This window comes from Mycolicibacterium vulneris (genome assembly GCF_002104765.1).
Taxonomy (GTDB): domain Bacteria; phylum Actinomycetota; class Actinomycetes; order Mycobacteriales; family Mycobacteriaceae; genus Mycobacterium; species Mycobacterium vulneris.
The window spans coordinates 315,260-341,514 of record NZ_NCXM01000002.1; the positions used below are offsets into that span (position 1 = coordinate 315,260).

Here is a 26,255-nt window from a genome sequence, read left to right on the forward strand (position 1 = left end):
ATACCGCATCGAGGTCGGCGAGGTACGCTCGGCCCTGGCCGCGCTGGACGACGTCGAGGAGGCGGTCGTCATCGCCCGCGAGGACCGGCCCGGCGACAAGCGCCTCGTCGGCTACATCACCGGCGTCGCCGATCCCGCCGAGGCCCGCGCGCAGCTGGCCGAGCGGCTGCCGGCCTACATGGTCCCGGTGGCGGTGGTGGTGCTCGACGCGCTGCCGATGACCCTCAACGGCAAGCTCGACGTCCGCGCCCTGCCGGCACCCGAGTACTCCGCGGCCGGGTATCGCTCGCCGACCACGCCCACCGAGGAGATCCTGGCGGGCATCTACGCCCACGTGCTCGGTGTCGAGCGCGTCGGCGTCGACGACTCGTTCTTCGACCTCGGCGGCGACAGCATCTCCGCGATGCGGGTGATCGCGGCCGCCAACAGCGCCATGGACGTCGGCGTCCCGGTCCGCGTCATCTTCGAGTCGCCCACCGTCGCGCAGCTGGCGCCGCGCATCGGCGAGGACACCGGCCGGCTGGATCCGCTGGTGGCGGGCGAACGGCCGGCGGTCATCCCGCTGTCCTTCGCACAGAGCCGGCTCTGGTTCCTCGATCAGCTGCAGGGACCGTCGCCGGTCTACAACATGGCGGCGGCGCTGCGGATGCACGGACGCCTCGACGTCCAGGCGCTGGGCGCGGCGCTGGCCGACGTGGTGGCGCGCCACGAGAGCCTGCGCACGGTGTTCGCCGCGACCGACGACACGCCGCAGCAGGTGGTCATCCCGGTCGAGCAAGCCGATCTGAGCTGGCGGACCGTGAACGCCCGCGGCTGGTCGGCGGGCCGGCTGCGCGAGGCCATCGACGCCGCGGCCCGCGAGACCTTCGACCTGGCAACCCAGATCCCTTTGCGCGCTTCGCTGTTCAGCGTCGACGACGACGAGTACGTGCTGGTCGCCGTGGTGCACCACATCGCCGCGGACGGCTGGTCGCTGCGGCCGCTGGTCCGCGACCTGGGCATGGCATACGCCAGCCGGTGTGCCGGGCGGGCCCCCGACTGGGAGCCGCTGGCCGTGCAGTACGTCGACTACACGCTGTGGCAGCGCGCCCAGTTCGGCGAGCTCGCCGACAGCGGCAGCCGCATCGCCGGGCAGCTGGCCTACTGGCAGGACGCGCTGGCCGGCATGCCGGAACGGTTGCAGCTGCCCACCGACCGGCCCTATCCGCCGATCGCCGACCAGCGCGGTGCGGCCGTCGAGGTGGACTGGCCGGCCGACCTGCAGCAGCAGGTCGTGGGGCTCGCCCGCGAGTACAACTCGACCAGCTTCATGGTGGTGCAGGCCGCCCTGGCGGTGCTGCTGTCCAAGATCAGCGCCAGCACCGACGTGGCGGTCGGCTTCCCGATCGCCGGCCGGCGCGACCCCGCGCTCGAGGACCTGGTCGGCTTCTTCGTCAACACCCTGGTGCTGCGGGTCGACCTGGCCGGCGACCCCAGCTTCACCGAGCTGTTGACCCGGGTGCGCACGCGCAGCCTGGAGGCCTTCGAGCACCAGGACGTGCCATTCGAGGTGCTGGTGGAGCGGGTCAACCCGACCCGGAGCCTGACGCATCACCCGCTGGTGCAGGTGATGCTGGCCTGGCAGAACTTCGCCGGGCAGGACAGCGAACCGGGCGCCGGGTTGGCGCTGGGCGACGTGCAGGTCACGTCGATGCCGCTGGACACCCAGGTCGCCCGCATGGACCTGGTGTTCTCGCTGGCCGAGCGCTGGGCCGAGGACAACGAGCCCGCCGGGATCGGCGGGCGGGTGGAGTTCCGCACCGACGTGTTCGACGCGGAGACGATCCGGACGCTGATCGCGCGCCTGCAGCGCGTGTTAGAGGCGATGACGGCCGATCCCACCCGCGCGCTATCGACGGTCGATCTGCTCGACCGGCGTGAGCACGCCCACCTGGACGCTCTCGGTAACCGCGCGGTGCTGACCGCGCCCGCCACCACCGACGCGTCGGTGCCGGCGTTGTTCGCCGAGCAGGTGGCGCGCATCCCGGACGCGGTGGCGCTGCGCTGCGACGACCGCTCGTGGACCTATCGCGAGCTCGACGCGGCCGCCAACCGGCTGGCCCACCGCCTGGCCGGGCTGGGCGTCAGCCGCGGCGAGCGCGTCGCGCTGCTGTTCCCGCGTTCGGCCGAGGCGATCGTGGCGATCCTGGCCGTGCTCAAGGCCGGGGCCGCGTACCTGCCGATCGACCCGGGGCTGCCGGCCGAGCGGATCGGGTTCATGCTCGCCGATGCCGCGCCGATGGTCGCGATCAGCACCGCCGAGCTGGCGGAGCGGCTGTACGGCCATCACGTCGTCGTCATCGACGTCGGTGATATCGAGGACCCCGCCGTCGACGCCCAGCCGTCGACCCCGTTGCCGATGCCGGGCGCCGACGACATCGCCTACCTGATCTACACCTCCGGCACCACCGGTGTGCCCAAAGGCGTTGCCGTCGCGCACCGCAACGTCGCCCAGCTGCTGGCGTCGGGGGAGTCCGGCCTGCCCCGCGAGGGCGTCTGGTCACAGTGGCACTCGCTGGCCTTCGACGTCTCGGTCTGGGAGATTTTCGGCGCGCTGCTGCAGGGCGGGCGCCTGGTGGTCGTCCCCGACTCGGTGGTCCGGTCGCCGGACGACTTCCACGCGCTGCTGGTGGCCGAAGAGGTCACTGTGATCAGCCAAACCCCGTCCGCCGCCGACGTGCTGTCGCCCGAGGGCCTCGAGTCCGCGGCGCTGGTGGTCGCCGGTGAGGCGTGCCCGACCGAGCTGGTCGACCGGTGGGCGCCCGGCCGCGTAATGATCAACGCCTACGGCCCCACCGAAGCGACGGTGTACGCCGCGGTCAGCGCGCCGCTGCAGGCGGGATCGCCCACTACCGGGCCAGTGCCCATCGGCTCCCCGGTGCCCGGCGCCGCGGCGTTCGTGCTGGACGAATCCCTGCGACCGGTGCCGCACGGCGTGGTCGGCGAGCTGTACGTCGCCGGCGGCGGCGTCGCGGTCGGCTATTGGCGCCGCGCCGAACTGACCGCGGCGCGCTTCGTGGCCTGCCCGTTCGGGGCGCCTGGCGCACGCATGTACCGCACCGGCGACCTGGTGCGCTGGGGCGCCGACGGGCAGCTGCAGTACCTGGGCCGCGCCGACGAGCAGGTCAAGATCCGCGGCTACCGCATCGAACTCGGCGAGGTGCGCTCGGCGCTGTCCGCGCTGGAGGGAGTGGAGCAGGGCGTGGTCATCGCCCGCGAGGACCGGCCCGGTGACAAGCGCCTGGTCGGCTACGTCACGGGGGGAGCGGACCCGGTCGAGATCCGCACCCAGTTGGCCGATCACCTGCCGGCCTACATGGTCCCGGCCGCGATCGTGACGCTCGACGCGCTGCCGCTGACGCCCAACGGCAAGCTCGACGTGCGGGCCCTGCCGGCACCCGAATACCGCGACGTCGACCGGTATCGGGCGCCCGGCACCCCCGTCGAGGAGACTTTGGCCGGCATCTACGCCCAGGTTCTGGGCGTCGACCGGGTAGGCATCGACGACTCCTTCTTCGACCTCGGTGGCGACAGCATCTCCTCGATGCAGGTGGTGACCCGTGCGCGGGCCGCCGGCCTGGTGCTGCGGACGCGCGACATCTTCACCGAGCAGACCGTGGCCCGGCTGGCCCGGGTGGCCGGCGTGAGCGACGGTGAGTATGGCGTGGCCGACGAGGGCATCGGCGATATCGCCGCCACCCCGATCATCCGCTGGCTGCGCAGCGTCGACGGTCCGGTCGATCAGTTCAACCAGACGATGGTGCTGCAGGCCCCGGCCGCGGTCACCGAGGCCGACGTGGTGACGGTGTTGCAGGCCCTGCTGGACAGGCACGCCATGCTGCGGCTGCGGGTCGACGACGACGCCGGCGAATGGTCGCTGACCGTGCCCGAGCCGGGTTCGGTCGACGCGGCGCAGCGCGTGCACGCCGTCCACGAGCTGTCCGACGCGGCGATCATCGAGGCGCGGTCCCGGTTGAACCCGGCCGCCGGGGTGATGCTCAGCGCGTTGTGGGTGGCCTCTACCCGCCAGCTGGTGCTGATCATTCACCACCTGGCCGTCGACGGGGTTTCGTGGCGAGTGCTGCTGGAAGACCTCAACATCGCCTGGGGCCAGCACCACCACGGGCAACCGATCGCGCTGCCTGCCGGCGGCACGTCGTTCGCCCGGTGGTCCGCGCTGCTCGCCGAGCACGCGTCGTCGCCGGCGGTGGTTGCGCAGGCCGATGCCTGGCGACAGGTCGCCGCGACGCCGGCCGCCCTGCCGGAGGTGCGGCCCGAGGCCGACACCTACGAGACCGCCGAGAACATGGCGGTGACGCTGGACGCGAAGACCACCCGCACGCTGCTCGGCGAGGCGCCGGCGGCATTCCACGCCGGCATCAACGACATCCTGCTGGTCGGGTTCGCGCTGGCCTGGGCCGAGTTCCTGGGCCCCCACCTTGCTGCCGGCACCCCCATAGGCATCGACGTAGAGGGCCACGGCCGCCACGAAGAGCTGGCGCCCGGAGTGGACCTGTCCCGGACCGTGGGCTGGTTCACCACCAAATACCCGGTCGCGCTGAACGTCGGCGGGCTGTCCTGGGAGCAGGTGACGGCCGGTGCGCCGATCCTGGGCGCGCTGGTCAAGGACGCCAAGGAGCAACTGCGTGCGCTGCCGGATCCGCTGAGCTACGGGTTGCTGCGCTACCTGAACACCGAGGTCGACCTCGACGGCGCCGACCCGGCGATCGGGTTCAACTACCTGGGCCGGTTGGGCGGCGCGGCCGCCGAGCTCTCCGACGAGCTGTGGCGGATCAGCGCGGACGGTTCGTCGGCCACCGCCACCAGCACGGCCGTGCCGATGCCGCTGATGCACACCGTGGACCTCAACGCCGGCACCATGGACACCGCGGAAGGCCCGCAGCTGCACGCCAACTGGACCTGGGCGGCCTCGGCGCTGGACCGCGAACAGGTCACCCGGCTGAGCCGGCTGTGGTTCGAGGCCCTGGCCGGCATCTGCGCGCACGTGCGCTCCGGCGGCGGCGGCCTGACTCCGTCGGATATCCTCCCGGCCCGCCTAAACCAGCAGCAGATCGACGAGCTCGAGCGGCGGCTGCGGATCGCCGACGTGCTGCCGCTGACCCCGCTGCAGGAGGGGCTGCTCTTCCACGCCAACACCAGGCGGGGCAACGACGATCACCTGTACGTCGTGCAGCTGGATCTCACCCTGACCGGCCCGCTGGACGGCAACCGGCTGCGCGACGCGATGCACACCGTGATCGGCCGGCACCCGCACCTGGTGGCCCGATTCCGCGACCAGTTCGACGAGCCGGTCCAGATCATCCCGGCGAATCCCGCGATGGTGTGGCGGCACCTCGAGTACACGCCGAACGGCAGCGAGCCCGAAGAGAAGATCCGGCGGCTGTGCGCCTCCGAGCGCGCCGCGGTCTACGACCTGGCCGACCAGCCCGCCGTCCGCGCGGCGCTGGTGCGCACGGGCGACGACCGGCACCGGCTGGTCCTCACCATCCACCACATCGTGCTCGACGGCTGGTCGGTGCCGATCCTGCTGAACGAGACGTTCGCCTGCTACACCGGGCAGCGGCTGCCCGCGCCCGCGCCCTATCGCAGGTTCGTCACCTGGCTGGCCGACCGCGATCTCGACGCCGCGCGCGCGGCGTGGGGTGAGGTGCTGGACGGCTTCGACACCCCGACGCTGGTCGGGCCTCCGCAGCAGCTGGAGTTCGGCGCCCGCGGCGTGCAGTCGTTCGCGCTGTCCGAGGACACCACCCGGGCGCTCAGCGAGCTGGCCCGCTCCAGCCACACCACGGTCAGCACCGTGCTGCAGGCCGCGTGGGCGCAGCTGCTGGCCTGGCTGACCGGCCAGCACGACGTCGCGTTCGGCACCACCGTGTCAGGCCGGCCGGCCGAGGTCGTCGGCGCCGAATCGATGGTGGGTCTGATGATCAACACCGTCCCGGTGCGCGCCAACATGACGCCGTCGACCACCACGACCGAGCTGCTCGGACAGATGCAGCGCGGTCACGCTGAGACGCTCGACCATCAGCACCTGTCGCTGAGCGAGATGCACCGCATCACCGGTCACGACAAGCTCTTCGACACCCTGTTCGCCTACGAGAACTACCCGCTGGACGCCTCGGCGATGGCGGTCGACCACGAACTGGCGATCGCCGACGTCAACATGTTCGAGCGCAACCACTATCCGCTGACCATGCAGGCCGCGCTGTCCGGCCAGGAATTGGGCCTGCGGGTGGAATACGACACCGGCGTTTTCGACACGCCGACCATAAGGGCCCTCAGCGACCGGCTGGAGCGGGTGCTGCTGGCGATGACCGCCGATCCGGACCGGCCGCTGTCGGCGGTGGACCTGCTCGACGCGCCGGAGCACACCCGCCTGGACGAGATCGGTAACCGCGCGGTGCTGGCCCGGCAGCCGCTCGCGCTGCCGTCGATTCCCGCCCTGTTCGACGCCCAGGTCGCCGACCGGCCCGACGCGGTGGCGATCAACTGGGGCGACACGTCGATGACCTACCGAGAGGTCGACGAGGCCGCCAACCGGCTTGCCCACCTGCTCGCCGAGCAGGGCGCGGGGCCGGGAGAGTCCGTGGCGCTGCTGTTTTCGCGGTCGGCGCAGGCGATCGTGGCGATCTTGGCTGTGCTCAAGACCGGGGCGGCCTACCTGCCGATCGACCCGGCGGCGCCCGGCGCCCGGATCCGCTTCATGCTCGACGACTCCGCGCCCATCGCCGCCGTCACCACGGCGGGCCTGCGGTCGCGGCTGAACGGATCCGACCTGACGGTCATCGACATCGAGGACCCACGGATCGAGGACCAGGCGGCCACGCGGCTGCCGGCACCCCCGGCCGACGGCACCGCCTACGTCATCTACACCTCGGGCACCACCGGTATCCCCAAGGGCGTCGCCATCACCCACCGCAACGTGACCCAGCTGCTGGAATCCCTGGACGCCGGCCTGCCGCGGGTGGGCGTGTGGACGCAGAGCCACTCATACGCCTTCGACGTCTCGGTCTGGGAGATCTTCGGCGCGCTGCTGCGCGGCGGGCGGCTGGTCGTGGTGCCCGAGTCGGTGGCGCGCTCGCCGAAGGACTTCCACGCCCTGCTCGTCGACGCAGAGGTCACAGTGCTGACCCAGACCCCGTCGGCGGTCGCGATGCTTTCACCGGAGGGCCTGGATTCGGTGTCGCTGGTGATGGCCGGCGAGGCCTGCCCGGCCGAGGTGGTGGATCGGTGGGCGCCCGGCCGCGTGATGATCAACGCCTACGGCCCGACCGAGACCACCATGTGCGTGGCGATCAGCGCACCGCTGACGCAGGGTTCCGGAACGCCGCCGATCGGGTCGCCGGTGGACGGCGCGGCCCTGTTCGTGCTCGACCCCTGGTTGCGGCCGGTGCCCGCGGGTGTGGTCGGCGAGTTGTATGTCGCCGGCGACGGGGTGGCCGCCGGGTACGTCGGGCGGCCCGGGCTGACGGCGTCGCGGTTCGTTGCGTGCCCGTTCGGCGCGTCGGGAACGCGCATGTATCGCACCGGTGACCTGGTCTGCTGGGGCGCCGACGGCCAGCTGCAGTACTTCGGCCGCGCCGACGAACAGGTCAAGATCCGCGGCTACCGTATCGAACTCGGCGAGGTCCAGGCCGCGCTGGCCGCACTCGACGACGTCGACCAGGCCGTGGTGATCGCGCGCGAGGACCAGCCCGGCGTCAAGCGTCTGATCGGGTACATCACCGGGACCGCCGACCCGGGCGAGGCCCGCACCGCGCTGGCCGGGCGGCTGCCGGTGTACATGGTTCCGGCGGCGGTGGTCGCGCTCGACGCGCTCCCGCTGACGCCCAACGGCAAACTCGACACCCGCGCGCTGCCGGCGGCGCAGTACACCGGCAGCGGGTACCGGGCCCCGTCCACGGCGACCGAGCGGGCCCTGGCGGACATCTACGCCCAGGTGCTCGGTGCCGACCTGGTGGGGGTCGACGACTCGTTCTTCGACCTGGGCGGCGACAGCATCTCGGCGATGCGCGTGGTCGCCGCGATCAACGCCGGACTCGGTGTTGACCTGGCGGTGCGCACCCTGTTCGAAGCGCCCACCGTCAAGGCATTGGGCGAGCGGCTGCAGGCCGGGGCCACGGACGCCGACGAGGTGGTGCCCGTGCAGACCCTGAAGGAGGGGTCCGGCGTGCCGCTGTTCTGCATCCACCCGGCGGGTGGGGTGAGCTGGCCGTACCAGGTTCTCGGGAAGTACGTGGACTGCGCGATCTTCGGCATCCAGCAAATCCCGCAGGCCGGCGAGGCCGTTCCGCGGTCTATCCGCGAACTGGCCGAGATGTACGCCGACCGGATCCAAGAGGTCTATCCCCGCGGGCCCTACAACATCCTGGGCTGGTCGTTCGGCGGCGTCGTCGCCCACGAGATCGCCATCGAGCTGCAGCGCCGCGGCTGCGTGATCGGGCGCCTGATCCTGCTCGACGCTCAACCCAGCATCGACGACGGCATCGCTCTGCCCGAGCACGCGCTGAGCGAGCAGCAGGTGCTCGACGACGTCCTGCGGGCCTACAACATCAGCACCGACTCGCACACCGGGCCGCCCACCGATGAGCAGCTGGCGGAACTGCTGCGCGAGTCGGGGGTCGCGGACATCGCCCGGCACCGCCGGCTCGTCGATTTGCTGGTCGGGAACCTCAACGACAACATCGAGCTGTACCGGCTCCACGAACCGAGGCTCTTCGACGGTGACCTCAGCGTCTTCTCCGCGGTGCGGGATCAAAGCGATCGCAGTTCACAGCTGGCCCGATCCTGGGAGCCCTACGCCTCGGGTGACGTCCTGACGTTCGCGGTGGACTGCACGCACAACGAGATGCTGACCGCCGACTCGGTCGAGATGTACGGCGAACAGCTTCGGCGTCTGGTCCGTTCCGAGCGGCGTCGCGAACTGGCACCGTACGAACGGTTCAACGCGGCATCCGGCGACGACGAGCTGCCCCGGAAGTCATGAGCGTTCTCGCCGGTTCGTCGCGACGGTGCGATCCAGTTCACACATCCGTCGATCGCGGTGATCACCATGCGTTGATCGCCGCCGTACGTGGCCCGTTGCAGCGCGTTTGGCGGAGCTCACGCGCGCTTCGGATCGGACAACGGTAGGGTCGAAGGCGTGTGCGGAGTCACCGGGGAGGTACGGCTCGACGGGCAGGCGCCCGACGTAGCGGCGGTCTCAGCGATGGCCGCGGTGCTGACACCACGGGGCCCGGATAGCGGCGGCGCCTGGTCGCAGGGCCGCGTCGCGCTCGGCCATCGTCGCCTCAAAATCATTGACCTGACCGAAGCCGGCGCCCAGCCGATGGTCGATTCGGAGCTGGGCCTGTCGCTGGCGTGGAACGGCTGCATCTACAACTACAAGGAGTTGCGGCAAGAACTCAGCGGGTACGGCTACCGCTTCTTCTCGCACAGCGACACCGAAGTTCTGATCAAGGCCTACCACCGGTGGGGCGACGACTTCGTCAGCCACCTGTTCGGCATGTTCGCCTTCGCCATCGTTGAACGCGACAGCGGGCGGGTGCTGCTCGGCCGGGACCGGCTCGGCATCAAGCCGCTGTACCTGACCGAGGACAACCACCGCATCCGGTTCGCGTCCACGTTGCCGGCCCTGCTGGCCGGCGGTGGCGTCGACACCCGGATCGACCCGGTCGCCCTGCACCACTACATGAGCTTCCACTCGGTGGTGCCCGCGCCGAACACCATCCTGCGTGGGGTCCGCAAGGTGCCGCCCGCGTCGCTGGTGGCCATCGAGCCCGACGGCAGGCGCACCGTCACCACCTACTGGGCGCCCGACTTCACCCGCCACGCCGACCGCGCCGACTGGTCGGAGCGCGACTGGGAAGACGCCGTGCTGTCCACGCTGCGGCTGGCGGTCAAGCGCCGCCTGGTCGCCGACGTGCCGGTCGGTTGCCTGCTGTCCGGGGGCGTGGACTCCAGCCTGATCGTGGGCCTGCTCGCCGAGGCCGGCCAGCACGGGCTGTCGACCTTCTCCATCGGCTTCGAGTCCGCCGGCGGCGTCAAGGGCGACGAGTTCCAGTACTCCGACATCGTGGCCGAGCGCTTCGCGACCAATCATCACCAGATCCGCATCGAGACCGATCGGATGCTGCCCGCGCTCGACGGCGCCATCGGCGCGATGAGCGAGCCGATGGTCAGCCACGACTGCGTCGCCTTCTACCTCCTGAGCCAGGAAGTGGCGCGGCACGTGAAGGTCGTGCAGTCCGGCCAGGGCGCCGACGAGGTGTTCGCCGGCTACCACTGGTACCCGCCGATGGGCGAGCCCGCCGCGGCGACCCTGGACGGCGCCGTCGCCCAGTACCGCGGCGCGTTCTTCGACCGCGACAACGTGGGGGTCGACGCGCTGGTCGGATCGGGCATCGTCGCGCCCGGTGATCCCAGCCTGCGATTCGTCACCGAGCACTTCGCGCAGGCCGGCGCCGAAACCGGTATCGACCGCGCGCTGCGACTCGACACGACCGTGATGCTGATCGACGACCCGGTGAAGCGGGTCGACAACATGACGATGGCGTGGGGGCTTGAGGGCCGGGTGCCGTTCCTCGACCACGAGCTGGTCGAGCTGGCGGCGACCTGCCCGCCGGAACTCAAGATCGCGCACGAAGGTAAGGGCGTCCTGAAACAGGCTGCGCGACGGGTGATTCCGTCGGAGGTCATCGACCGCCCCAAGGGCTACTTCCCGGTCCCGGCGTTGACCCACCTCGAGGGCCCGTATCTCGACATGGTCCGCGACGCCCTCTACGCGCCCACGGCCAAGGAGCGCGGCCTGTTCAACACCGACGCGGTCGACGCGTTGCTGGCCAACCCGAACGGCAAACTGACCCCGCTGCGGGGGAACGAGCTCTGGCAGATCGCCCTGCTCGAGCTCTGGTTGCAGCGTCATGGTGTAACGGGCCCGGTTGCATGACCAAGGTCGGTCCATCCGGCGACCACACCGAGGCGATCACGCTCGGTCTGCATGACGCTTCGCCGCCAGAGTTGGTCGACGCCATGGCTAAGGATGTCGAGCTCGAACTGGGTTGGGGCCGGCTGATTTTCGGGCAGACCTTCGCGAATTCCCAAGAACTGGTCGAGGCGCTGCGCCGCGAAGGGCCCGGACGTCGCGACATCTGCATCTACGCCCGCGAGTCGCACGTGGTGGTCGCCGAGGCGCCCACCGAGCTGTTCATCGACCCCAGCCACACCTACCGGCTGCGTTTCACCCCTGAGACGACGAACCTCGCACCGGCGCCGCTGGGCATGACGGTGCGCACGCTCAACGACCCGATCGACGCCGACGCCATGAATCGCGTCTACGTGCGCTGTGGCATGGTCCCGGCCGGCGTCGACGTGATCTGGGACAACCATCAGCACGTGCCGGCGGTGAAGTATCTGCTCGCGGTGCGCGACGAGGACGGGGCCGTGGTCGGCACCGTCACCGGCGTCGACCACGAGTTGCTGTTCAACGACCCGGAGGAGGGGTCGAGCCTGTGGACGCTGGCGGTCGATCCGGCCGCCGGGCTGCCGGGCGTCGGCGGCGCCCTGACCAAGGCGCTGGCCGAGCACTTCCGCAGCGCTGGCCGCGCCTATATGGACCTCTCGGTGGCGCACGACAACGCCGCCGCCATCGGGCTTTACGAGAAGCTGGGTTTCCGTCGCGTCCCGGTGCTGGCGATCAAGCGCAAGAACGCGATCAACGAGCCGCTGTTCACCCCGCCGCCGGAGACCATCGACGACCTCAACCCCTACGCCAGGATCATCGCCGACGAAGCGCTGCGCCGCGGGATCTGGGTCGAGGTGCTCGACGCCGAGACCGGCGAGATGCGCCTGACCCACGGCGGGCGCAGCGTTGTCACCCGGGAATCGTTGTCCGAGTACACCTCCGCGGTGGCCATGTGCCGGTGCGACGACAAGCGGCTGACGCGGCGCCTGGTCTCCGAGGCGGGCATCACCGTGCCCCGCGCCCGGCTGGCCACCTTCGACGAGGGTGACTTCGCGTTCCTCAAGGAGGTCGGCGAGGTCGTCGTCAAACCGACGCGTGGCGAGCAGGGCAAGGGCATCACCGTCGGGGTCCTCCCGGACAACGGGCCCGACTACCTCAGCGCCGCGCTGGCGCGGGCCCGGCAGCAGTACCCGGACGTGCTGATCGAGCAGCGGGTGACCGGCGACGATTTGCGGCTGGTGGTGATCGACGGGCGCGTCGTCGCCGCCGCGCTGCGGATGCCCCCGGAGATCATCGGCACGGGGGAGCACAGCGTGCGGGACCTGATCGCGGCCGAGAGCCGGCGCCGCTCGGCGGCCACCGGCGGCGAGTCCCGCATCCCGCTCGACGACCTCACGGAGTCGACGATCGCCGAGGCCGGCTGGAAGCTGGACGACGTGCTGCCGCAGGGGACTCGGCTGCGGGTTCGGCGCACCGCCAACCTGCATCAGGGCGGCACCATTCACGACGTCACCGCGCACGTGAACAGCGAACTGTGCCGCGTCGCGGTGACGGCGGCCGAAGCGATCGGTATCCCGGTGACCGGCATCGACCTGCTGGTGCCCGATGTCACCGGCGCCGACTACGCCTTCATCGAAGCCAACGAGCGCCCGGGGCTGGCCAACCACGAGCCGCAGCCCACTGCCGCGGCCTTCATCGACTTCCTCTTTCCCGGCCACCCCGGCCAGCCGCAGGCCTGGACCCCCGAGGAGTCCCGGTCCGATCGTGGCTGACGCCCGCTGAGTGGGTAAATCTCTGTTAAACCGGAACGGAGACCGCATGACTGCGAGCGCGCAAACCAAGACCATCTCGACGCATGTGCCGGCGCGGCTGGACCGGCTGCCGTGGTCGCGATTTCACTGGCGCGTCGTCGTCGGCCTGGGTGGGGTGTGGGTGCTCGACGGGCTCGAGGTCACCATGGTGGGCAACGTCTCGGCCCGGCTCATGGAGCACAACAGCGGCATCTCGCTGAACGCCGCACAGATCGGCATGGCGGCCGCGATCTACATCGCGGGCGCGTGTTCGGGGGCGCTGTTCTTCGGCCACCTGACCGACCGCTTCGGCCGGCGCAACCTGTTCATCATCACCCTGGCGATCTATCTGGTGGCCACCGTCGCCACCGCGTTCGCGTTCGCCCCGTGGTATTTCTTCCTGACCCGTTTCTTCACCGGCTCCGGCATCGGCGGCGAATACGCCGCCATCAATTCGGCCATCGACGAGTTGATCCCGGCGCGGGTCCGCGGCCGGGTCGACCTGGTGATCAACGGAACCTATTGGCTGGGTTCGGCGGCCGGTGCGGGCGGCGCGCTGGTTCTGCTGAACACGTCGAACTTCCCGCCCAACGTCGGCTGGCGCCTCGCCTTCGGGATCGGCGCCATCCTCGGCATATTCGTGCTGCTGGTGCGGCGCAACGTGCCGGAGAGCCCGCGCTGGCTGTTCATTCACGGCCGCGACGAGGAGGCGGAGCAGATCGTCGGCGAGATCGAAGAGGCGGTCCAGCAGGAGACCGGCGAACCGCTGCCCGAACCGCAGGGCGAGGCGCTGCGGATCCGCCAGCGCACGGCGATCTCGTTCCGGGAGATCGCCGCAGTCGCGTTCAAGCTCTATCCCCGTCGCGCCATCCTCGGACTGGCGCTATTCATCGGACAGGCGTTCCTCTACAACGGCGTCACGTTCAACCTCGGCACGCTGCTCAGCAAGTTCTATGACGTGCGGTCGGACATGGTGCCGGTGTTCTTCGTGCTGTGGGCCCTGAGCAATTTCGCCGGCCCGCTGGTGCTCGGGCACTTGTTCGACACCGTCGGCCGCAAGCCGATGATCACGCTGACCTACATCGGTTCCGGTGTCGCGGTGGTGGCGCTGGCGATCGTGTTTCTCACCCAGGCCGGCGGCATCTGGGCCTTCATCGGCGTGCTGATCGTCGCGTTCTTCCTGGCGTCGGCGGGCGCCAGCGCGGCGTACCTGACGGTCAGCGAGATCTTCCCGATGGAGACCAGGGCGCTGGCGATCGCGTTCTTCTACGCGATGGGCACGGCGATCGGCGGCATCACCGGCCCGCTGCTGTTCGGTCAGCTGATCAACTCGGGCATGCGCAGTGAGGTCGTCTGGTCGTTCCTCATCGGGGCGGTCGTGATGGCCGCGGCCGGCCTGGTCGAGCTGTGGCTCGGCATCGCCGCCGAGCAGCGCCCGCTCGAGGAGCTGGCGTTGCCGTTGACCGTGGAAGACGCTGAGCGCCAAGAAGATTCGGAGCCGGTAACGGACTAGGCCGGATGGGTCAGCCGTACGCGTCCCACCACGTGTGCAGGTCTTCGACGGTGGCCGGGTCGCCGGTGACGTCGCTGAGCATGAGCCTCGCGTCGTTGGACCAGATCACGTTCGGGTGGTTGTTGTAGCTGCCGCACGCGATCAGGCCGGCCATGTCATTGGGGGTCTCGTCGTAGTGCCAGCTGAGGGGTGAGCGTCCCTCGCCTGCTAACCGGTGAGTTTCGTCAACCAGGCCGGATTCTGGTAGTTCACCGCGGTGGTGCCGTCCCACACGAAGGGCGTGGAATTGGCGTTGTCCGCCGACAGCGTCGAGTAGCCGTTCGCCGCTTTCGCCTTGGCCGTGCCGATGTCGTCGCCGGACTTGATGCAGGTGACGACTGAGGCGTCGGCGCCGACCGTCTTGGCCAATTGCGCGAGCTCGCCATCGGTGCGGTCTTCGGCGGCGCCCTCTTGCGGCTGAAAGTTGCTGGCGAACAAGCCGGAATAGAAGTCGGCGTAGAGCTTGGGGTCGTTCTGCGCGGCGACGCAGTAGGTGGCCGCCACCGCGCGCGTGGAGTAGTCCTGGCTGTGCGACTTGTCGTCGAGGAAGTTGAGCAGGTGATAGCGCACGGCGAGCTTCTTGTTGTTCACGGCGGTGTCGATGTCGGTGGCGTTCGACCTGATGAAGCTGCCACACGGCGGGCAGATGGGTTCGTTGAAGATGTCGATCGTGGTCTGGGCCGCCGAACTGCCCACGAACACACCGTCATCAAGGACCCGCAACGCGACGGCATCCGGCGCTGGCGGAGGCGGGGCCGGGGCGGGCCGAGACTTCGATTCCCAGGGGCGGACGACGCCGAGGATCACCCCGAGCAGCACCACCGTGAGGGTCGCGGCGACACCGACCCACAGCCAGGGCTTGCGGCCGGCCCGCGGCGGTGGGCCCCAGGGCGGCGTCGCCGCGCCACCGGCGTTGGTCCAGACCGGCGGGCCGCCCCACGCGGTGGGCTGCAGCCCCGGTGCGCCGGAAGCCAGGAGTTGCCCGGCGGCCGACGGCCCGGGCCAGGCGCCGACGGGCGGTGGTTGGTGCGGCACGGGACCGGGGATGCCGGGCACGAAGGCGCCGGCCCGCTGGCCGGCGAATGCGGCCGGTGGCGTTGCCATTTGGCTGCGTTCCAAGATGTCGGTGGCCCGATCCTGGTCGGGTGCGGCCAGCGCGCCGTACGCGGCGGCCGACAGGTCACCGCAGGTGAGGAAGCGGTCCGCGGGATCCTTGGCCATGCCGCGGGCGATGACCCCGTCGAAGGCGGCCGGGATGCTGGGTCGGGCCGCGCTCGGTCGCGGAATCGGCTGGTGCACGTGCGCGCCCATCACGCTGAGCTGGTCGCCGGTGTAGGGCGGCGAGCCGGTCAGGCATTCGTACAGCACGCAGGCCAGCGCGTAGATGTCGGCCTTCGCGGTTATCTCGGAGTCGCCGAACCGCTCCGGGGCCATGTATTTGACGGTGCCCACGGTGGTTCCGAACTGCGTGAGTTTTTCGTCGGAAGTGGCGCTGGCGATGCCGAAATCGACAAGGTAGGCGAAGTCGTCGGCGCTTACCAGAATGTTTTCCGGTTTCACGTCCCGATGCAGGATCCCGGCGGTGTGGGCGGCATCGAGTGCCGAACCGATCTGGCGGACAATCGCTATCGCCCGCGGCGGGGAGATCGGCCCGTAGCGCTTGAGCATGCCGGCCAGATCTTTGCCGTCGATCAGCCGCATGTCCACGTAGAGTTGGCCGTCGATCTCGCCGAAGTCGTGGATGGGCACGACGTGCGGTTCGTGCAGCCGTCCGGCGGTGCGGGCCTCGCGCTGCATCCGCGAGCGGAAGACCGGGTCGTTGGACAGGGTGCGCGACATCAGCTTCAGGGCCACGATGCGCTCGCGGACGGTGTCCTCGGCCTCGTAGACGTTGCCCATGCCGCCGCGACCGACCAACCGCCGCAGCCGGTACGGCCCGAATTGCGTACCCTCCCGCGAATCCGCGGTCGCGTCACCCATCGAACACTCCTCACCCGCCAGCAGTGCGCCGCAAACCGGCCGCCGGCGCCGGCACCGGGCCGGCGACTGCGCCGAATCCGCGTATGCGGTGGCATGCAGGCATAAGGCTAAGGTTTTCGCGACCGCGGGGCACGGCGAATAGCGAAAGCCAGCTAATTCGACGGTGCGGAATTAACGGTTGTCGTCATCACCCGTGGCGCGTTCGGTGAGCCCTTCTCGGGACAGCGCCCGGACGAAACCGTAGGCCTGCATCCCGGCCGGTCCGGGATTGTCGAAGATCCATTCGTTGATTTTTTCCAGCGCGTTGGCCAGGTCGTCGCGCTTGACCCGCACCAGGTAGGTCTTTCGATCGTCGTCGGGATCCTCGATGGAGTCTGCGACCGCGACGGGGTTCTTGAACGCGTAGGCGATGCCGTGCACCGCATCGTGATTCAGCGCCCATTGAATTTCACTGGGGCGCAGTCGGTTCACCGCCAGATTACGGTAGTCATGGTCGTGGTCTGAACTGCTCACCTGGCCGGTTGATCCTATTCTCGATCGGGTTTGAAACCGGGCATTTTCATCATAGGAAGAGGCGCCGTCGGGTGCATGTTGAGCGCTTTTGCGCACCCGCGTTTCCGGCGAGCGCGGACGGGCTCATCGGCGATATTTCAAATACAGATAGCCTTCGCAGACCAACGCGTGCTCGAGTTGCATGGTGACCGGGGTGGGCAGCCGCGCCGGGTGTGTCCGCTGGCCCACCGGCTGGCTCGCCACCAGCTTCGGGGCGAGCGTCACGCAGATCTCGGTGACGGCATCCGCTTTCACCAACTCGTCGAGCAGTGTCGGTCCGCCCTCGCACAGGATGCGGCGCATGCCTCGCTCACGCAGCATCTCGACCGCGCGCGATACGTCCACCGAGTCCTCCCCGGCGACCATGACATGTTGCCGATCGGCGGGGTCCTGCTGTGCCGCGGTTCGTGCGCAGGTCACCAGGATCGGCGGCTGATCCGGATTGCTGAACAGCCGGGGCGGTAGTTCACCGCTGCGGCTCACCACGGCGATGGGTGGTGGTTCGGGGCGCCCTTCGTGGTGCCGTCGGGCGCGCGCCGCATCGCTCAGCTTTACCGGGCCATAGTTTTCGGCACGCGCGGTGCCGGCGCCGACGAGCACGACGTCGGCGAGGCCGCGCACAATGTTCAACAGCCGCTGATCGGTGGGGCATGACAGCGGACCGGCGCGACCGCCGAACGCGGCGGCGCCGTCGGCGCTGAAGATCATGTTGGCGCGCACGCCATCCGGGGGATCGGCGTAGAACGGGGCGAGTTCGATGATGCTGGGGACGGCACTGATCCTGGGCGACTCGCTCACGCGCTAGGCCTCATGGCCGGGTTCCAGCTCGCGCACGTCGCCGAAGGACACCCAGGTTTCGAGTTCCCTTGGCGGACTGCCGCCCACCGGTGCCAGCAGGTGCCCGACGTGGTCGCCCAGCGAGAAGCGTTCCAGGATCTCGCCGACGAACCAGGCGGCGGCATCGTCGAGGATGGGCAGCTGTTTGGGGCCGGGGTGCCAGGAACATCGGTCGAACTTGTCGACCTTGTCGCTGGTCTGGCTGCCGAAGAGCTCGACCACGTCCAGGTGATCCTGGTCGAACACGTGCACGGCCAGGTGGGAGGCGTCGTGTGCGATGCGAAAGGTGTGGTTGCGCCGGGACAGGCCGACGAGGAAGCGGGGCGGATGGATGCTGGTCTGGCTGGCGAAACCCACCAGGCAGCCGGCCGGGGTGCCGTCGGCCTGTGTGGTCACGACGAACATCGGATAGTTCAGCAGCGCCACCAGCTTGTCGAATGCTTCGGTTCCCGGGTAGGACATCCGGTCAGTCTTCCCCGTTCGGCCGGCGGGGAATCGCGTCGCCGCGAATTCCCCGGCGGCGGTGTGCGACCAACCCCGATCATTTTCGCCGAGGTCAGGTGCGATTCCGGTTGCGCCGCAACGTCATCGGGGCAACGAGGCGCCGAATCAGGTAGGCGGCGACGCCGATGCCCAGCACCACCACACCGGAAAGTACGGACCACGACGGCATCGCGAACGCCAGCACCACGCAGCCCAGCAGCCCGATCACTGGAATGGCGCGGTGCGGGCGCCCCTCGTCGGGGCCGAGGGTGAAGGCCGAGGCATTGGCGACGGCGTAGTAGATCAGCACGGCGAAGGAGGAAAACCCGATCGCGTCCCGAAGGTCGGTGGTGGCGGCCAGGATCGCGACGACGACGCCGATCAGCAGCTCCGCGCGGTGGGGCACCCCGAACCGTGGGTGCACGGCGGCCAGGGCGTGGGGAAGATGGCGGTCGCGCGCCATGGCCAATGTGGTGCGCGAGACGCCGAGGATCAATGCGAGCAGGGAGCCGACCGCCGCCGCCACCGCGCTCACCCTGACGACCGGGACGAGCCAGCCGGCCCCCGCGGCGCGGGCCGTTTCGACGAGCGGGGCGGCCGCCTGGGCGAGGCGGCCCGGTCCCAGCATCGACAGCGCGGCCACGGCCACCAGCGCGTAGACGGCCAGGGTGATGGTGAGCGCCAGCGGTATCGCCCGTGGGATGGTGCGCGACGGGTCGCGCACCTCCTCGCCCAGCGTCGCGATGCGCGCATAGCCCGCGAAGGCGAAGAACAGCAGACCCGCGGCCTGGATGACACCGCCGGCGGTGACATCGGTCGGGCGGAGTTGATCGGCGCCGGGCGCCGCGGAGGTGAACGCGGCGATGACGACCGCGGCCAGCACCACCAGCACCGCGGCGACGATGATGCGGGTCAACCAGGCCGACTTCTGCACGCCGCCGTAGTTCACCGCGGTCAGCGCGGCCACCGCCGCGACGGCCACCGCATGCGCCTGCGCCGGCCACGCGTAGACGCCGACGGTCAAGGCCATCGCCGCGCACGACGCGGTCTTGCCGACGACAAATCCCCACCCGGCCAGGTATCCCCAGAAGTCTCCCAACCGTTTTCGGCCATAGACGTAGGTGCCGCCCGACGCGGGGTAGCGCGCCGCCAGCCGCGCGGAGGAGGTGGCGTTGCAGTAGGCCACCACCGCGGCCAACGCCAGGCCCAGCAGCAGTCCCGAGCCGGCGGCGCCCGCGGCGGGTCCCAGCGCCGCGAAAATGCCGGCGCCGATCATTGATCCCAGCCCGATCACCACCGCATCGAAAACGCCGAGGCTCCGGCGCAATTCGCCGGCCCCCAGTGGAGTGCTCATCGGGGTGCTTCCGGACACCCAGTTTCCTCGAAGTCGGAGTAATGGTCACGCCTGTGTTGCCTGGCGCAACGCCTAACCTATCAAATCTATTTGATGTATTGTGCCGAAGTATGTCGGCGGTCGATAGGGCGGACGTACCACCGCTGATGCAGATGGCGGCGCACCCACTGCGGTGGGCGCTGCTGGCCGAACTGGCATCCGGGGACCACCGGGTGCGGGAATTGGCTGCCGCCGTCGGCGAGCCACAGAACCTGGTCTCGTATCACTTGCGGCTGTTGCGTTCGGCCGGACTCGTCGATGCGCGACGCAGTAGCTTTGACGGGCGCGATACCTATTACTGGTTGGATCTGACGAAGTGCGCCAAGGCATTTCGTGAGGCCGCCGGCGCTTTGCATCCGGCGTTGGCGCCCGGGCTCTCCACCAAGGCGGCACCGCGGTCGGTGTTGTTCTTGTGCACCGGCAACAGCGCGCGGTCACCCATGGCCGCGGCGCTGCTCGAAAAGCGCGGCCAGGGCCGCATTCGGACGGCAAGCGCGGGCAGTCATCCGAAATCTCAGCTCCACGTCAACGCCATACGGGTCATGCGCGACGAATACGACATCGACCTCAGCAACACCCGGCCCCAATCGCTGGCCGCCGTTTCCCGGCGCCGCTTCGACTGCGTGATCACGCTGTGTGACAAGGTGCGCGAATACGCGCGCGACCACGACCTGGCCACCACGATGCATTGGAGCCTGCCCGATCCGTCGGCCGCCGGCGCGGGCTATCCGCAATTTCAACGCGTGGCAGGCGAATTGAGCCGCCGCGTCGACTTCTTCCTGCCCTTTCCGAGCGCCCCTGCGGCCGGGTGCTGACGATGGCGCTCAACAGGCGTCAGTTCGGCAAGTGGGCCGGCGCAGCACTGACGGCCGCGGTGGGAAGCGCCGGTGCCGGGGCGGGGGCCGCGTGTTCGCACCCGTCGCCTGGCGGCCCACCCGGTGGTAAAGCCGATTACACGTTGCGGATAGGCTCCGGGAAGGTCGAATTGGCCCCGGACCGGATCGTGTCGACCCTGACCTACAACGGTCAGTTTCCCGGTCCGCTGCTGCGGTTCAAGGAGGGTCGGCGCACCTGGATCGATGTCTTCAACGACACCGATTCCCCGGAGCAGCTGCACTGGCACGGCCAGCACGTCGGCGTTGACGTCGACGGTGCCGCCGAAGAGGGCACCCCCGACATACCCGCACACGGCATGCGTAGGATTTCCTTCGTCCCCGGCCCGGCGGGCTTGCGCTTCTATCACACCCACGTGGTCCCGCGCGCCGATCTCTCGCGCGGCCAGTACAGCGGCTTGGTGGGCCCGGTCTACATCGAGCCCGCGCAGGACGCCGGTGCATACGATCAGGAAATCTTCTTGACGCTCAAGGAGTTTGAGCCCGCCTTCAGTCGCGGGGGCGACATGGCCAGTGACTTTCTGGCCGGTGGGCAGGACCAAGATCTCAAGGAGAGAGGCGAGGCGGCAATGGCCGCCTCGCTGGGCCGTGGTGAGTCCCCCGGCAACGAGGTCGGGTACGGGGCATTCGCGATCAACGGGCGCATGCTGGGCCACGGCGATCCCATCCGCGTGCAAGCCGGTCAGCGGGTGCTGTTCCATGTTCTCAACGGCAGCGCCACTGAGACACGCAGTTTGGCCTTGCCCGGGCACACCTTCACCATCGTCGCGCTGGACGGCAACCCGGTGCCCACGCGGGCCGTCGTGCCGGTGTTGTGGCTCGGGGCGGGCGAACGGATCTCGGCCAAAGTCAGCATGGCCAACCCGGATGTCTGGGTGCTGGGCGACCTGTCCGACGACGACCGCGGCCACGGCATGGGCGTGGTCGTCGAATATGCGGGGCGCGGCGGGGATCCGCAATGGGCAACGCCTCCGCCCTTCACGTGGGATTACGGGCTGTTCGGCACACCCCAGCGGGCGGACAGTCAACCGCCCGACCGCACCATCGACATGTTGATCGAAAAACGCAACGCCGCCGACAGCGGTTTCAACGTCTGGACGATCAACGGTGCGCCCTTTGCGATGGACACCAACAAGCCCGTGCTGGACATCGAACGGGGCAGGCGTTACCGGCTGCGGTTCCGCAACGCCAGCGACGACCTGCACCCCATGCACCTGCACCGGCACACGTTTGAAATCACCCGGTTCGCCGGGACACCGACCGCCGGCGTCCGCAAGGACGTCGCCATGCTCGGCGGCTACCAGAGCATGGAGATCGATTTCGTCGCCGACCAATCCGGCCTTTCGCTGTTGCATTGCCATCAACAAATCCACATGGATTACGGGCTCATGCTCCTGCTCAACTGCAGCTGATCGGCGCAAGCAATGTCACAACCCAGCGAGCTGGGGGAGCACGTCGGTGGCGAGAAGCTCGAAGTTTCCGGCCAGGCCCGCCATGTTGGTCGGCGCCCGCACGTAGACCCGGGAGACGCCGAGTTCGGTGTAGCGGCCCAGGTCGTCTACGATCTGGGCCGGGAAGCCACGGAATGTGGTGCCGTCGAAGGTCTGTGACCCCAAGTTGGCGGGATCGATTGCCGCCGTAGCCTGTTCGCGGGTGTGCCCGACGCCGATCAGCGCGGTCATCGAAAAGGCGATGCGGGCGGGGTCGCGGCCGATTTCCGCGGCGGCCGCGCGGACCAGTTCGATCTGGCGCGACGGGCTTTTGAGTTCGCTCTTGTGCTGAGGTCGGTGACGATTCGGCATTGCATCGGCTGGCTCCTTACCCCAGCGGGTCGTTCTGGCGCACCCCCCGATACATGCCCCAGCGCACGATCCACGGCATCACCACGCGCTCGACCGACCAGGACGGGAAGCGGAAGGCATGGCCGGTGGGCAGGAAGACCTCCAGCCCGTTGGGCTGTATACCCACTAGCGAGCCCCACCGCCGCGTCGGGGCCCGGTAAGTGCGCAGCGGCCGGCCGGCGAAGTCGGCGAGGACGTTGCGCGCCACCAGGGCGTCGCCACGGTTACGGGCGGAGCTGCGCAACGGATCGGTCGCCGCGACGTCGCCGACCGCGAACACGCCCCGGTGGCCGGGCACCCGCAGCTCCGGCGTGACGCGCACGAACCCCCGCTCATCGAGCAGTTCCGGCGGCAGCCACTCGGTGTTGGGCCGCACCCGCCCGATCGCCCACAGCACGGCGTCGGCGTCGGCCGGGGGCTGCCCTGTGCTCCAGTTGACCGGGCCGCTGGTCAGTTCGTCGCCCGCGAAGCCGTCGGTCACCACCGCGCGGTGTCCCGGGTGCACGCCGACGCCCAGTTGGGTGAGCCGGCCGCGGATCCGCTGCCAGATCCGGGGATGGTGCCCCTCGAGGCCGGACTCGCCGGGGAAGTACAGGTCGATCCGCTTGTCCGGCCACGTGGTCGCCATGTTGAGAGCGCTGCTGACCGCCGCGGCCCCGCCGCCCACGACGACCACCGACGCGGCGGCGGCCAGCCGGTCGTGCGCGGCGCGCAGTCCCGCGCCGATCTCGGCGGCCGACTGCAAGGTCGGCTGGCGCCAAAAGCCGTTGCGGACCCCGGTCGAGATGACCAAAGCGTCATACGGCTCGGTGATGGCCGCGCCGTCTTCGCCTCGGCCCAAGACGGTTTGGGCTGCCAGGTCCACCCCGGTCAGCGTCGCCTGCACGATGCCAACGCCGTCGAGGCGGCGGAACCGGTCGAAGGGAATCCAGTAATCGCGTGCCCAATCGTGCGGGCGCGAGAGCCGGACGCCTAGTTCCTGACCGCTCACCAGCCCGGGTTTGGCCGAGATGCCGACGACGTCGGCCTGCCGGGACAGCCGGATCGCCGCGAGGACGCCCGCGTCCCCGAGCCCGGCGACGATGACACGCTTACGGTTCATCCCGCTATCCTGCCCTGCGTGGATTGCGGGCGAGCCGTCGATCGATCCGAGAGCGAGGGGGCACGTCAGTTGATAGTCTCGCGCAGAATCGATGGCCCGGAGCTGGGGGAGGCCGGGGCGTCAGCGCATCCGCGGGTGCGTGCCGCGCTGCGCACCTTTCGCAGTGCCATGGTGCGTGCGTCTGCCCCTCGTCCCGCCGCGGCCCGGCGCGCCGCCAAGGACTTCGAGAAGCGCCTGATTCCGGCGGTCATCGCCGAGATCCGGTGGTCGTTCACCCGGCCGCGCACCTGGCTGATGGGTGTGGTGGCCAACGTGATCTTCGCCGCCGGCTGGTTGCTGGTGCAGCCGCTGACCCCGGTGGGCCGTCACCCCGATTGGGTGATCCTGGTGGGCACCTACTTCTCCTCGTGGGTCCTCGCCGACGTCACCACCACCAACTTTCTGGGCGCCGACCACTATCGCATCTTCCGTGGGCTATCGGACGGCGTGCCGTTCTGGCGAATCCTGTTGATCAAGAACCTCGCCCTGCTCGCGATCGTCGGGCTGCCCACCCTGGCCGCCGCGGTCGCCTTGACGCTCTGGCTGGAAACCCCTGCGCGGCTTGGCATTACAATCCCCACCGTCGCGGTGCCGATCGTGTCCTGGCTGGGTGTCGGCAACTTCATCTCGGTGCTGCACCCGGTCAGTGTCGAGCCGCTGCTCCGGCGCTGGCGCCAGCGCGGCGATCTGCGCCGCACCCGCAGTTGGGTGCTGGCCCTGACGTTGCCCTATGCGCTGTACTACTTGGCCGATCCGATGAACGGTGTGGAGCACCGCGTCTTGTGGCAGCAGGCACCCGCCCTGATCTGGCCGGTGTTTGGGCGTGACACCAAGAGTCTCGTCCACCTCGCCATCGCCATCAGCGTGTGGGTCGCGGGCAGCGTCGCCGCGGTGTATTGGGTGAGTCGGCGCGGATTGCAGATCCGCTAGGACACCTGGGGTTTGATCTCCTCGACGACCCATTGCGCGTAATCGAGGTATTCGTCCACGCCGCTGACGGCGGGGACGGGGACCGCGGTCACGGTCACGCCCTGCTCGGCGAGCCAGTTCAACCGGTCGACGATCTGTGCGGCGCCCATGCCCGGCCGGTCGCTCGCGCGGCGGGCGACGTGTCCTTCGCCGACCCGGTTGGTGCCCAGCCCGTGCATCACCTCGAATTCCCGGCCGTCGTAGCCGGGCTGGGACTTGATGTAGTCGAGTTTTCCGGCGATCTGTTCGGGTTGCGTGAGGAACGGCCACCACCCGGACCCGAAGGTGGCCGCCCTGCGCAGGGCGGCGTCGGCGTCCCCGCCGATCCAGATCGGAAGATGAGGCTTTTGAACGGGTTTCGGCTCGAAGGCGATGTCGGCGAACGACACATACCGGCCTTCGAATCGGGGCGTGTCGCTGGTCCACAATTCGACGATGGCGGCCAGATACTCGTCGGCGATGCGGCCCCGCTCCTTGAACGGAACTCCGAGCAGCTCGAACTCGCGGGCCAGCCACCCCACCCCGAACGTCACCATCATCCGGCCGCCGCTCATCCAGTCCGCGGTGGCCAGCGCTTTGGCCACCACGATGGGGTGCTGCAGCGGCAGGATGGTGACGCAGGAGTTGATGGCCACCCGCTCGGTGGCCCCGGCGATGAAGGCCTGGGCAGTCGTCGAGTGCAGGTAGTGCGACCCGGACAACTCCACGTGGTCGATGGGGATGACGAGGTGTTCGGGCACCGCGATCATGTCGTAGCCCCACCGCTCGGCGCATTGCATCATGCGGCGCTGTTCGGGCCCGGTGACGGCCGCCTCCCACGGCTGAGTAATCGCCTTGAGGCGCAGCAGGTGCGGAACGGGAAAGGCGAACTTCACGGGCGTCCCAGCCAGCGGTCCATGTCCTTCAATCTAGGGGTTGGTGTTGTTAACCTGGCGACATGGACTCCGAAACGGACCCTGCCAGCCAAAAGCTGACCAACGCGGCGCTTGCCGCCACCAGCTGGGCGCTGCTGGGCATGATGTCCTACGAAGAGGAAGTCTCGGGCTACGACCTCAAGAAGTGGATCGATTGGAGCGTCGATCTCTACTACTGGAGCCCGTCCTACAGCCAGATCTACACCGAGTTGAAGAAGCTGGAGTCGCTGGGACTGGTGACGTCGCGCGTCGAGCGCGACGAGGGCACCCGCAGCCGCCGGCTGTACAAGATCACCCCGGCCGGGATGGACGCCGTCACCGAGTGGACCAACCACGCGCCGGTGGACCCGCCTGTGCTCAAGCACAGTGTGCTGCTGCGCGTCACGTTCGGGCATCTCAGTAACCCGAGTCGGCTCAAGGAGGTACTGCAGGAGCACGTGGCGTCCTCGGAAGCCAAGCACCGCAAGGCGGTCGAGGACGCCGAGGGGGCCGAGGCCGAGCCCGCGTGGGCCTACTCGGTGCTCGCCCTGCGCTGGGCGGCCAAGTATTACGCCGCCGAGCGCGAATTCGCGCTGGAGATGATCAAGGAGATCGACGAGGCCGACGCCATCCTGCAGAGCGCGGCGGCGGGTGGCTTCGGCAAGCCTCGCCCCACGCCCGGTTACTGGCGCGAGGTCGAGAAGCAGGTTCAGGCGAAGCGCGAAGCGGATTAATTCTGACGGTGGCGACCGGATTCGCCCCGCGTGGCCGGCCCGGGAATCCCGACCCGAACGACAACATGGATATCAAAAACGCATAGTGAAATACCTTGTTTCACTTGTGTTTCAGTGGCCCCTGACCGCCGATTTTTGTCGGTGGGTGCGGCTAGTTTCGGGGTGTGAGTTCCAGTG

At 69.3% G+C, this 26,255-nt stretch carries 17 protein-coding genes (1 of these 17 cut by a window edge); 8 read left to right on the forward strand and 9 right to left on the reverse strand.

Annotated elements, in window-relative coordinates; genetic code table 11:
- The 4 genes from B8W69_RS03265 to B8W69_RS03280 all read left to right on the forward strand — a co-directional run.
- A protein-coding gene (locus tag B8W69_RS03265; protein ID WP_085288542.1) for a non-ribosomal peptide synthetase crosses the window boundary here: on the forward strand, positions 1 to 9,043 show its 3' end. Its footprint begins 22,247 nt before the window's first position; only the last 9,043 of its 31,290 coding nucleotides appear in the window; its start codon lies beyond the left edge, outside the window; it ends in the stop codon at positions 9,041 to 9,043.
- Positions 9,044 to 9,199: 156 nt separating this feature from the next.
- On the forward strand, positions 9,200 to 11,005 hold the full coding sequence (locus B8W69_RS03270; protein ID WP_085288543.1) for an N-acetylglutaminylglutamine amidotransferase: 1,806 nt from the start codon (positions 9,200 to 9,202) through the stop codon (positions 11,003 to 11,005).
- Positions 11,002 to 12,792: an N-acetylglutaminylglutamine synthetase gene (gene ngg, locus B8W69_RS03275; RefSeq protein WP_085288544.1), complete on the forward strand. Its 1,791-nt coding sequence runs from the start codon at positions 11,002 to 11,004 to the stop codon at positions 12,790 to 12,792. Before B8W69_RS03270 ends, ngg begins: the two co-directional genes overlap by 4 nt.
- 46 nt (positions 12,793 to 12,838) lie before the next feature.
- A complete protein-coding gene (locus B8W69_RS03280; protein ID WP_085288545.1) occupies positions 12,839 to 14,323 on the forward strand; it encodes an MFS transporter in 1,485 nt (494 codons plus the stop codon).
- A 10-nt stretch (positions 14,324 to 14,333) separates the two neighbouring features.
- Here B8W69_RS03280 and B8W69_RS29735 read toward each other — a convergent pair whose 3' ends face one another.
- From B8W69_RS29735 to B8W69_RS03305, 6 genes are all read right to left on the reverse strand, one after another.
- On the reverse strand, positions 14,334 to 14,477 hold the full coding sequence (locus B8W69_RS29735) for a hypothetical protein (RefSeq protein WP_245843072.1): 144 nt from the start codon (positions 14,475 to 14,477) through the stop codon (positions 14,334 to 14,336).
- Positions 14,478 to 14,530: 53 nt separating this feature from the next.
- Positions 14,531 to 16,342 (reverse strand): serine/threonine protein kinase PknE, encoded by a 1,812-nt coding sequence (locus tag B8W69_RS03285; RefSeq protein WP_085288546.1) that lies wholly within the window; start codon positions 16,340 to 16,342, stop codon positions 14,531 to 14,533.
- 171 nt (positions 16,343 to 16,513) lie between these two features.
- Positions 16,514 to 16,855, reverse strand: coding sequence for a hypothetical protein (locus B8W69_RS03290; protein WP_064880396.1), 342 nt, complete (start codon positions 16,853 to 16,855; stop codon positions 16,514 to 16,516).
- Positions 16,856 to 16,978: 123 nt separating this feature from the next.
- Positions 16,979 to 17,692 carry a pyrimidine reductase family protein gene (locus B8W69_RS03295; RefSeq protein WP_085288547.1) on the reverse strand — a complete coding sequence of 238 codons (714 nt, stop codon included), beginning with the start codon at positions 17,690 to 17,692 and terminating at the stop codon, positions 16,979 to 16,981.
- Between the two features lie 3 nt (positions 17,693 to 17,695).
- A complete protein-coding gene (locus B8W69_RS03300; protein WP_085288548.1) occupies positions 17,696 to 18,193 on the reverse strand; it encodes a flavin reductase family protein in 498 nt (165 codons plus the stop codon).
- Positions 18,194 to 18,287: 94 nt separating this feature from the next.
- Positions 18,288 to 19,568, reverse strand: a complete 1,281-nt coding sequence (locus B8W69_RS03305; RefSeq protein WP_085288549.1) for an APC family permease — start codon at positions 19,566 to 19,568, stop codon at positions 18,288 to 18,290.
- A 110-nt stretch (positions 19,569 to 19,678) separates the two neighbouring features.
- Between B8W69_RS03305 and B8W69_RS03310 the strand changes: the two genes are divergently transcribed.
- Positions 19,679 to 20,422: an arsenate reductase/protein-tyrosine-phosphatase family protein gene (locus B8W69_RS03310; protein WP_085288550.1), complete on the forward strand. Its 744-nt coding sequence runs from the start codon at positions 19,679 to 19,681 to the stop codon at positions 20,420 to 20,422.
- A gap of 2 nt (positions 20,423 to 20,424) precedes the next feature.
- Positions 20,425 to 21,912, forward strand: a complete 1,488-nt coding sequence (locus B8W69_RS03315) for a multicopper oxidase family protein (protein WP_245843073.1) — start codon at positions 20,425 to 20,427, stop codon at positions 21,910 to 21,912.
- A gap of 15 nt (positions 21,913 to 21,927) precedes the next feature.
- On the opposite strand, the gene B8W69_RS03320 is transcribed toward B8W69_RS03315, so the two are convergent.
- Both B8W69_RS03320 and B8W69_RS03325 read right to left on the reverse strand, forming a co-directional pair.
- A complete protein-coding gene (locus B8W69_RS03320) occupies positions 21,928 to 22,302 on the reverse strand; it encodes an LLM class oxidoreductase (protein WP_085288551.1) in 375 nt (124 codons plus the stop codon).
- A gap of 16 nt (positions 22,303 to 22,318) precedes the next feature.
- Positions 22,319 to 23,443, reverse strand: a complete 1,125-nt coding sequence (locus tag B8W69_RS03325; RefSeq protein ID WP_085288552.1) for an FAD-dependent oxidoreductase — start codon at positions 23,441 to 23,443, stop codon at positions 22,319 to 22,321.
- 69 nt (positions 23,444 to 23,512) lie between these two features.
- On the opposite strand from B8W69_RS03325, the gene B8W69_RS03330 reads away from it, so the two are divergent.
- Complete coding sequence (locus B8W69_RS03330) at positions 23,513 to 24,412, forward strand: hypothetical protein (RefSeq protein WP_181447326.1); 900 nt, start codon at positions 23,513 to 23,515, stop codon at positions 24,410 to 24,412.
- Here the strand turns inward: B8W69_RS03330 and B8W69_RS03335 are convergent.
- On the reverse strand, positions 24,409 to 25,326 hold the full coding sequence (locus tag B8W69_RS03335) for a TIGR03619 family F420-dependent LLM class oxidoreductase (RefSeq protein WP_085288553.1): 918 nt from the start codon (positions 25,324 to 25,326) through the stop codon (positions 24,409 to 24,411). The two genes, B8W69_RS03330 and B8W69_RS03335, sit on opposite strands and share 4 nt — an antisense overlap.
- A 62-nt stretch (positions 25,327 to 25,388) precedes the next feature.
- On the opposite strand from B8W69_RS03335, the gene B8W69_RS03340 reads away from it, so the two are divergent.
- Entirely contained in the window at positions 25,389 to 26,078 is a 690-nt protein-coding gene (locus B8W69_RS03340; RefSeq protein ID WP_085288554.1) for a PadR family transcriptional regulator, read from the forward strand.
- Positions 26,079 to 26,255 lie beyond the last annotated feature (177 nt).

What these genes read in the sequence shown, in the direction of transcription:
- B8W69_RS03340 (WP_085288554.1), top strand. Translation starts at nt 25,389, where the DNA reads ATGGACTCCGAAACGGACCCTGCCAGCCAAAAGCTGACCAACGCGGCG.
- B8W69_RS03325 (WP_085288552.1), bottom strand. Translation starts at nt 23,443, where the DNA reads ATGAACCGTAAGCGTGTCATCGTCGCCGGGCTCGGGGACGCGGGCGTC.
- B8W69_RS03310 (WP_085288550.1), top strand. Translation starts at nt 19,679, where the DNA reads ATGTCGGCGGTCGATAGGGCGGACGTACCACCGCTGATGCAGATGGCG.
- B8W69_RS03285 (WP_085288546.1), bottom strand. Translation starts at nt 16,342, where the DNA reads ATGGGTGACGCGACCGCGGATTCGCGGGAGGGTACGCAATTCGGGCCG.
- B8W69_RS03315 (WP_245843073.1), top strand. Translation starts at nt 20,425, where the DNA reads ATGGCGCTCAACAGGCGTCAGTTCGGCAAGTGGGCCGGCGCAGCACTG.
- ngg (WP_085288544.1), top strand. Translation starts at nt 11,002, where the DNA reads ATGACCAAGGTCGGTCCATCCGGCGACCACACCGAGGCGATCACGCTC.
- B8W69_RS03280 (WP_085288545.1), top strand. Translation starts at nt 12,839, where the DNA reads ATGACTGCGAGCGCGCAAACCAAGACCATCTCGACGCATGTGCCGGCG.
- B8W69_RS03305 (WP_085288549.1), bottom strand. Translation starts at nt 19,568, where the DNA reads ATGAGCACTCCACTGGGGGCCGGCGAATTGCGCCGGAGCCTCGGCGTT.
- B8W69_RS03320 (WP_085288551.1), bottom strand. Translation starts at nt 22,302, where the DNA reads ATGCCGAATCGTCACCGACCTCAGCACAAGAGCGAACTCAAAAGCCCG.
- B8W69_RS03300 (WP_085288548.1), bottom strand. Translation starts at nt 18,193, where the DNA reads ATGTCCTACCCGGGAACCGAAGCATTCGACAAGCTGGTGGCGCTGCTG.
- B8W69_RS29735 (WP_245843072.1), bottom strand. Translation starts at nt 14,477, where the DNA reads ATGGCCGGCCTGATCGCGTGCGGCAGCTACAACAACCACCCGAACGTG.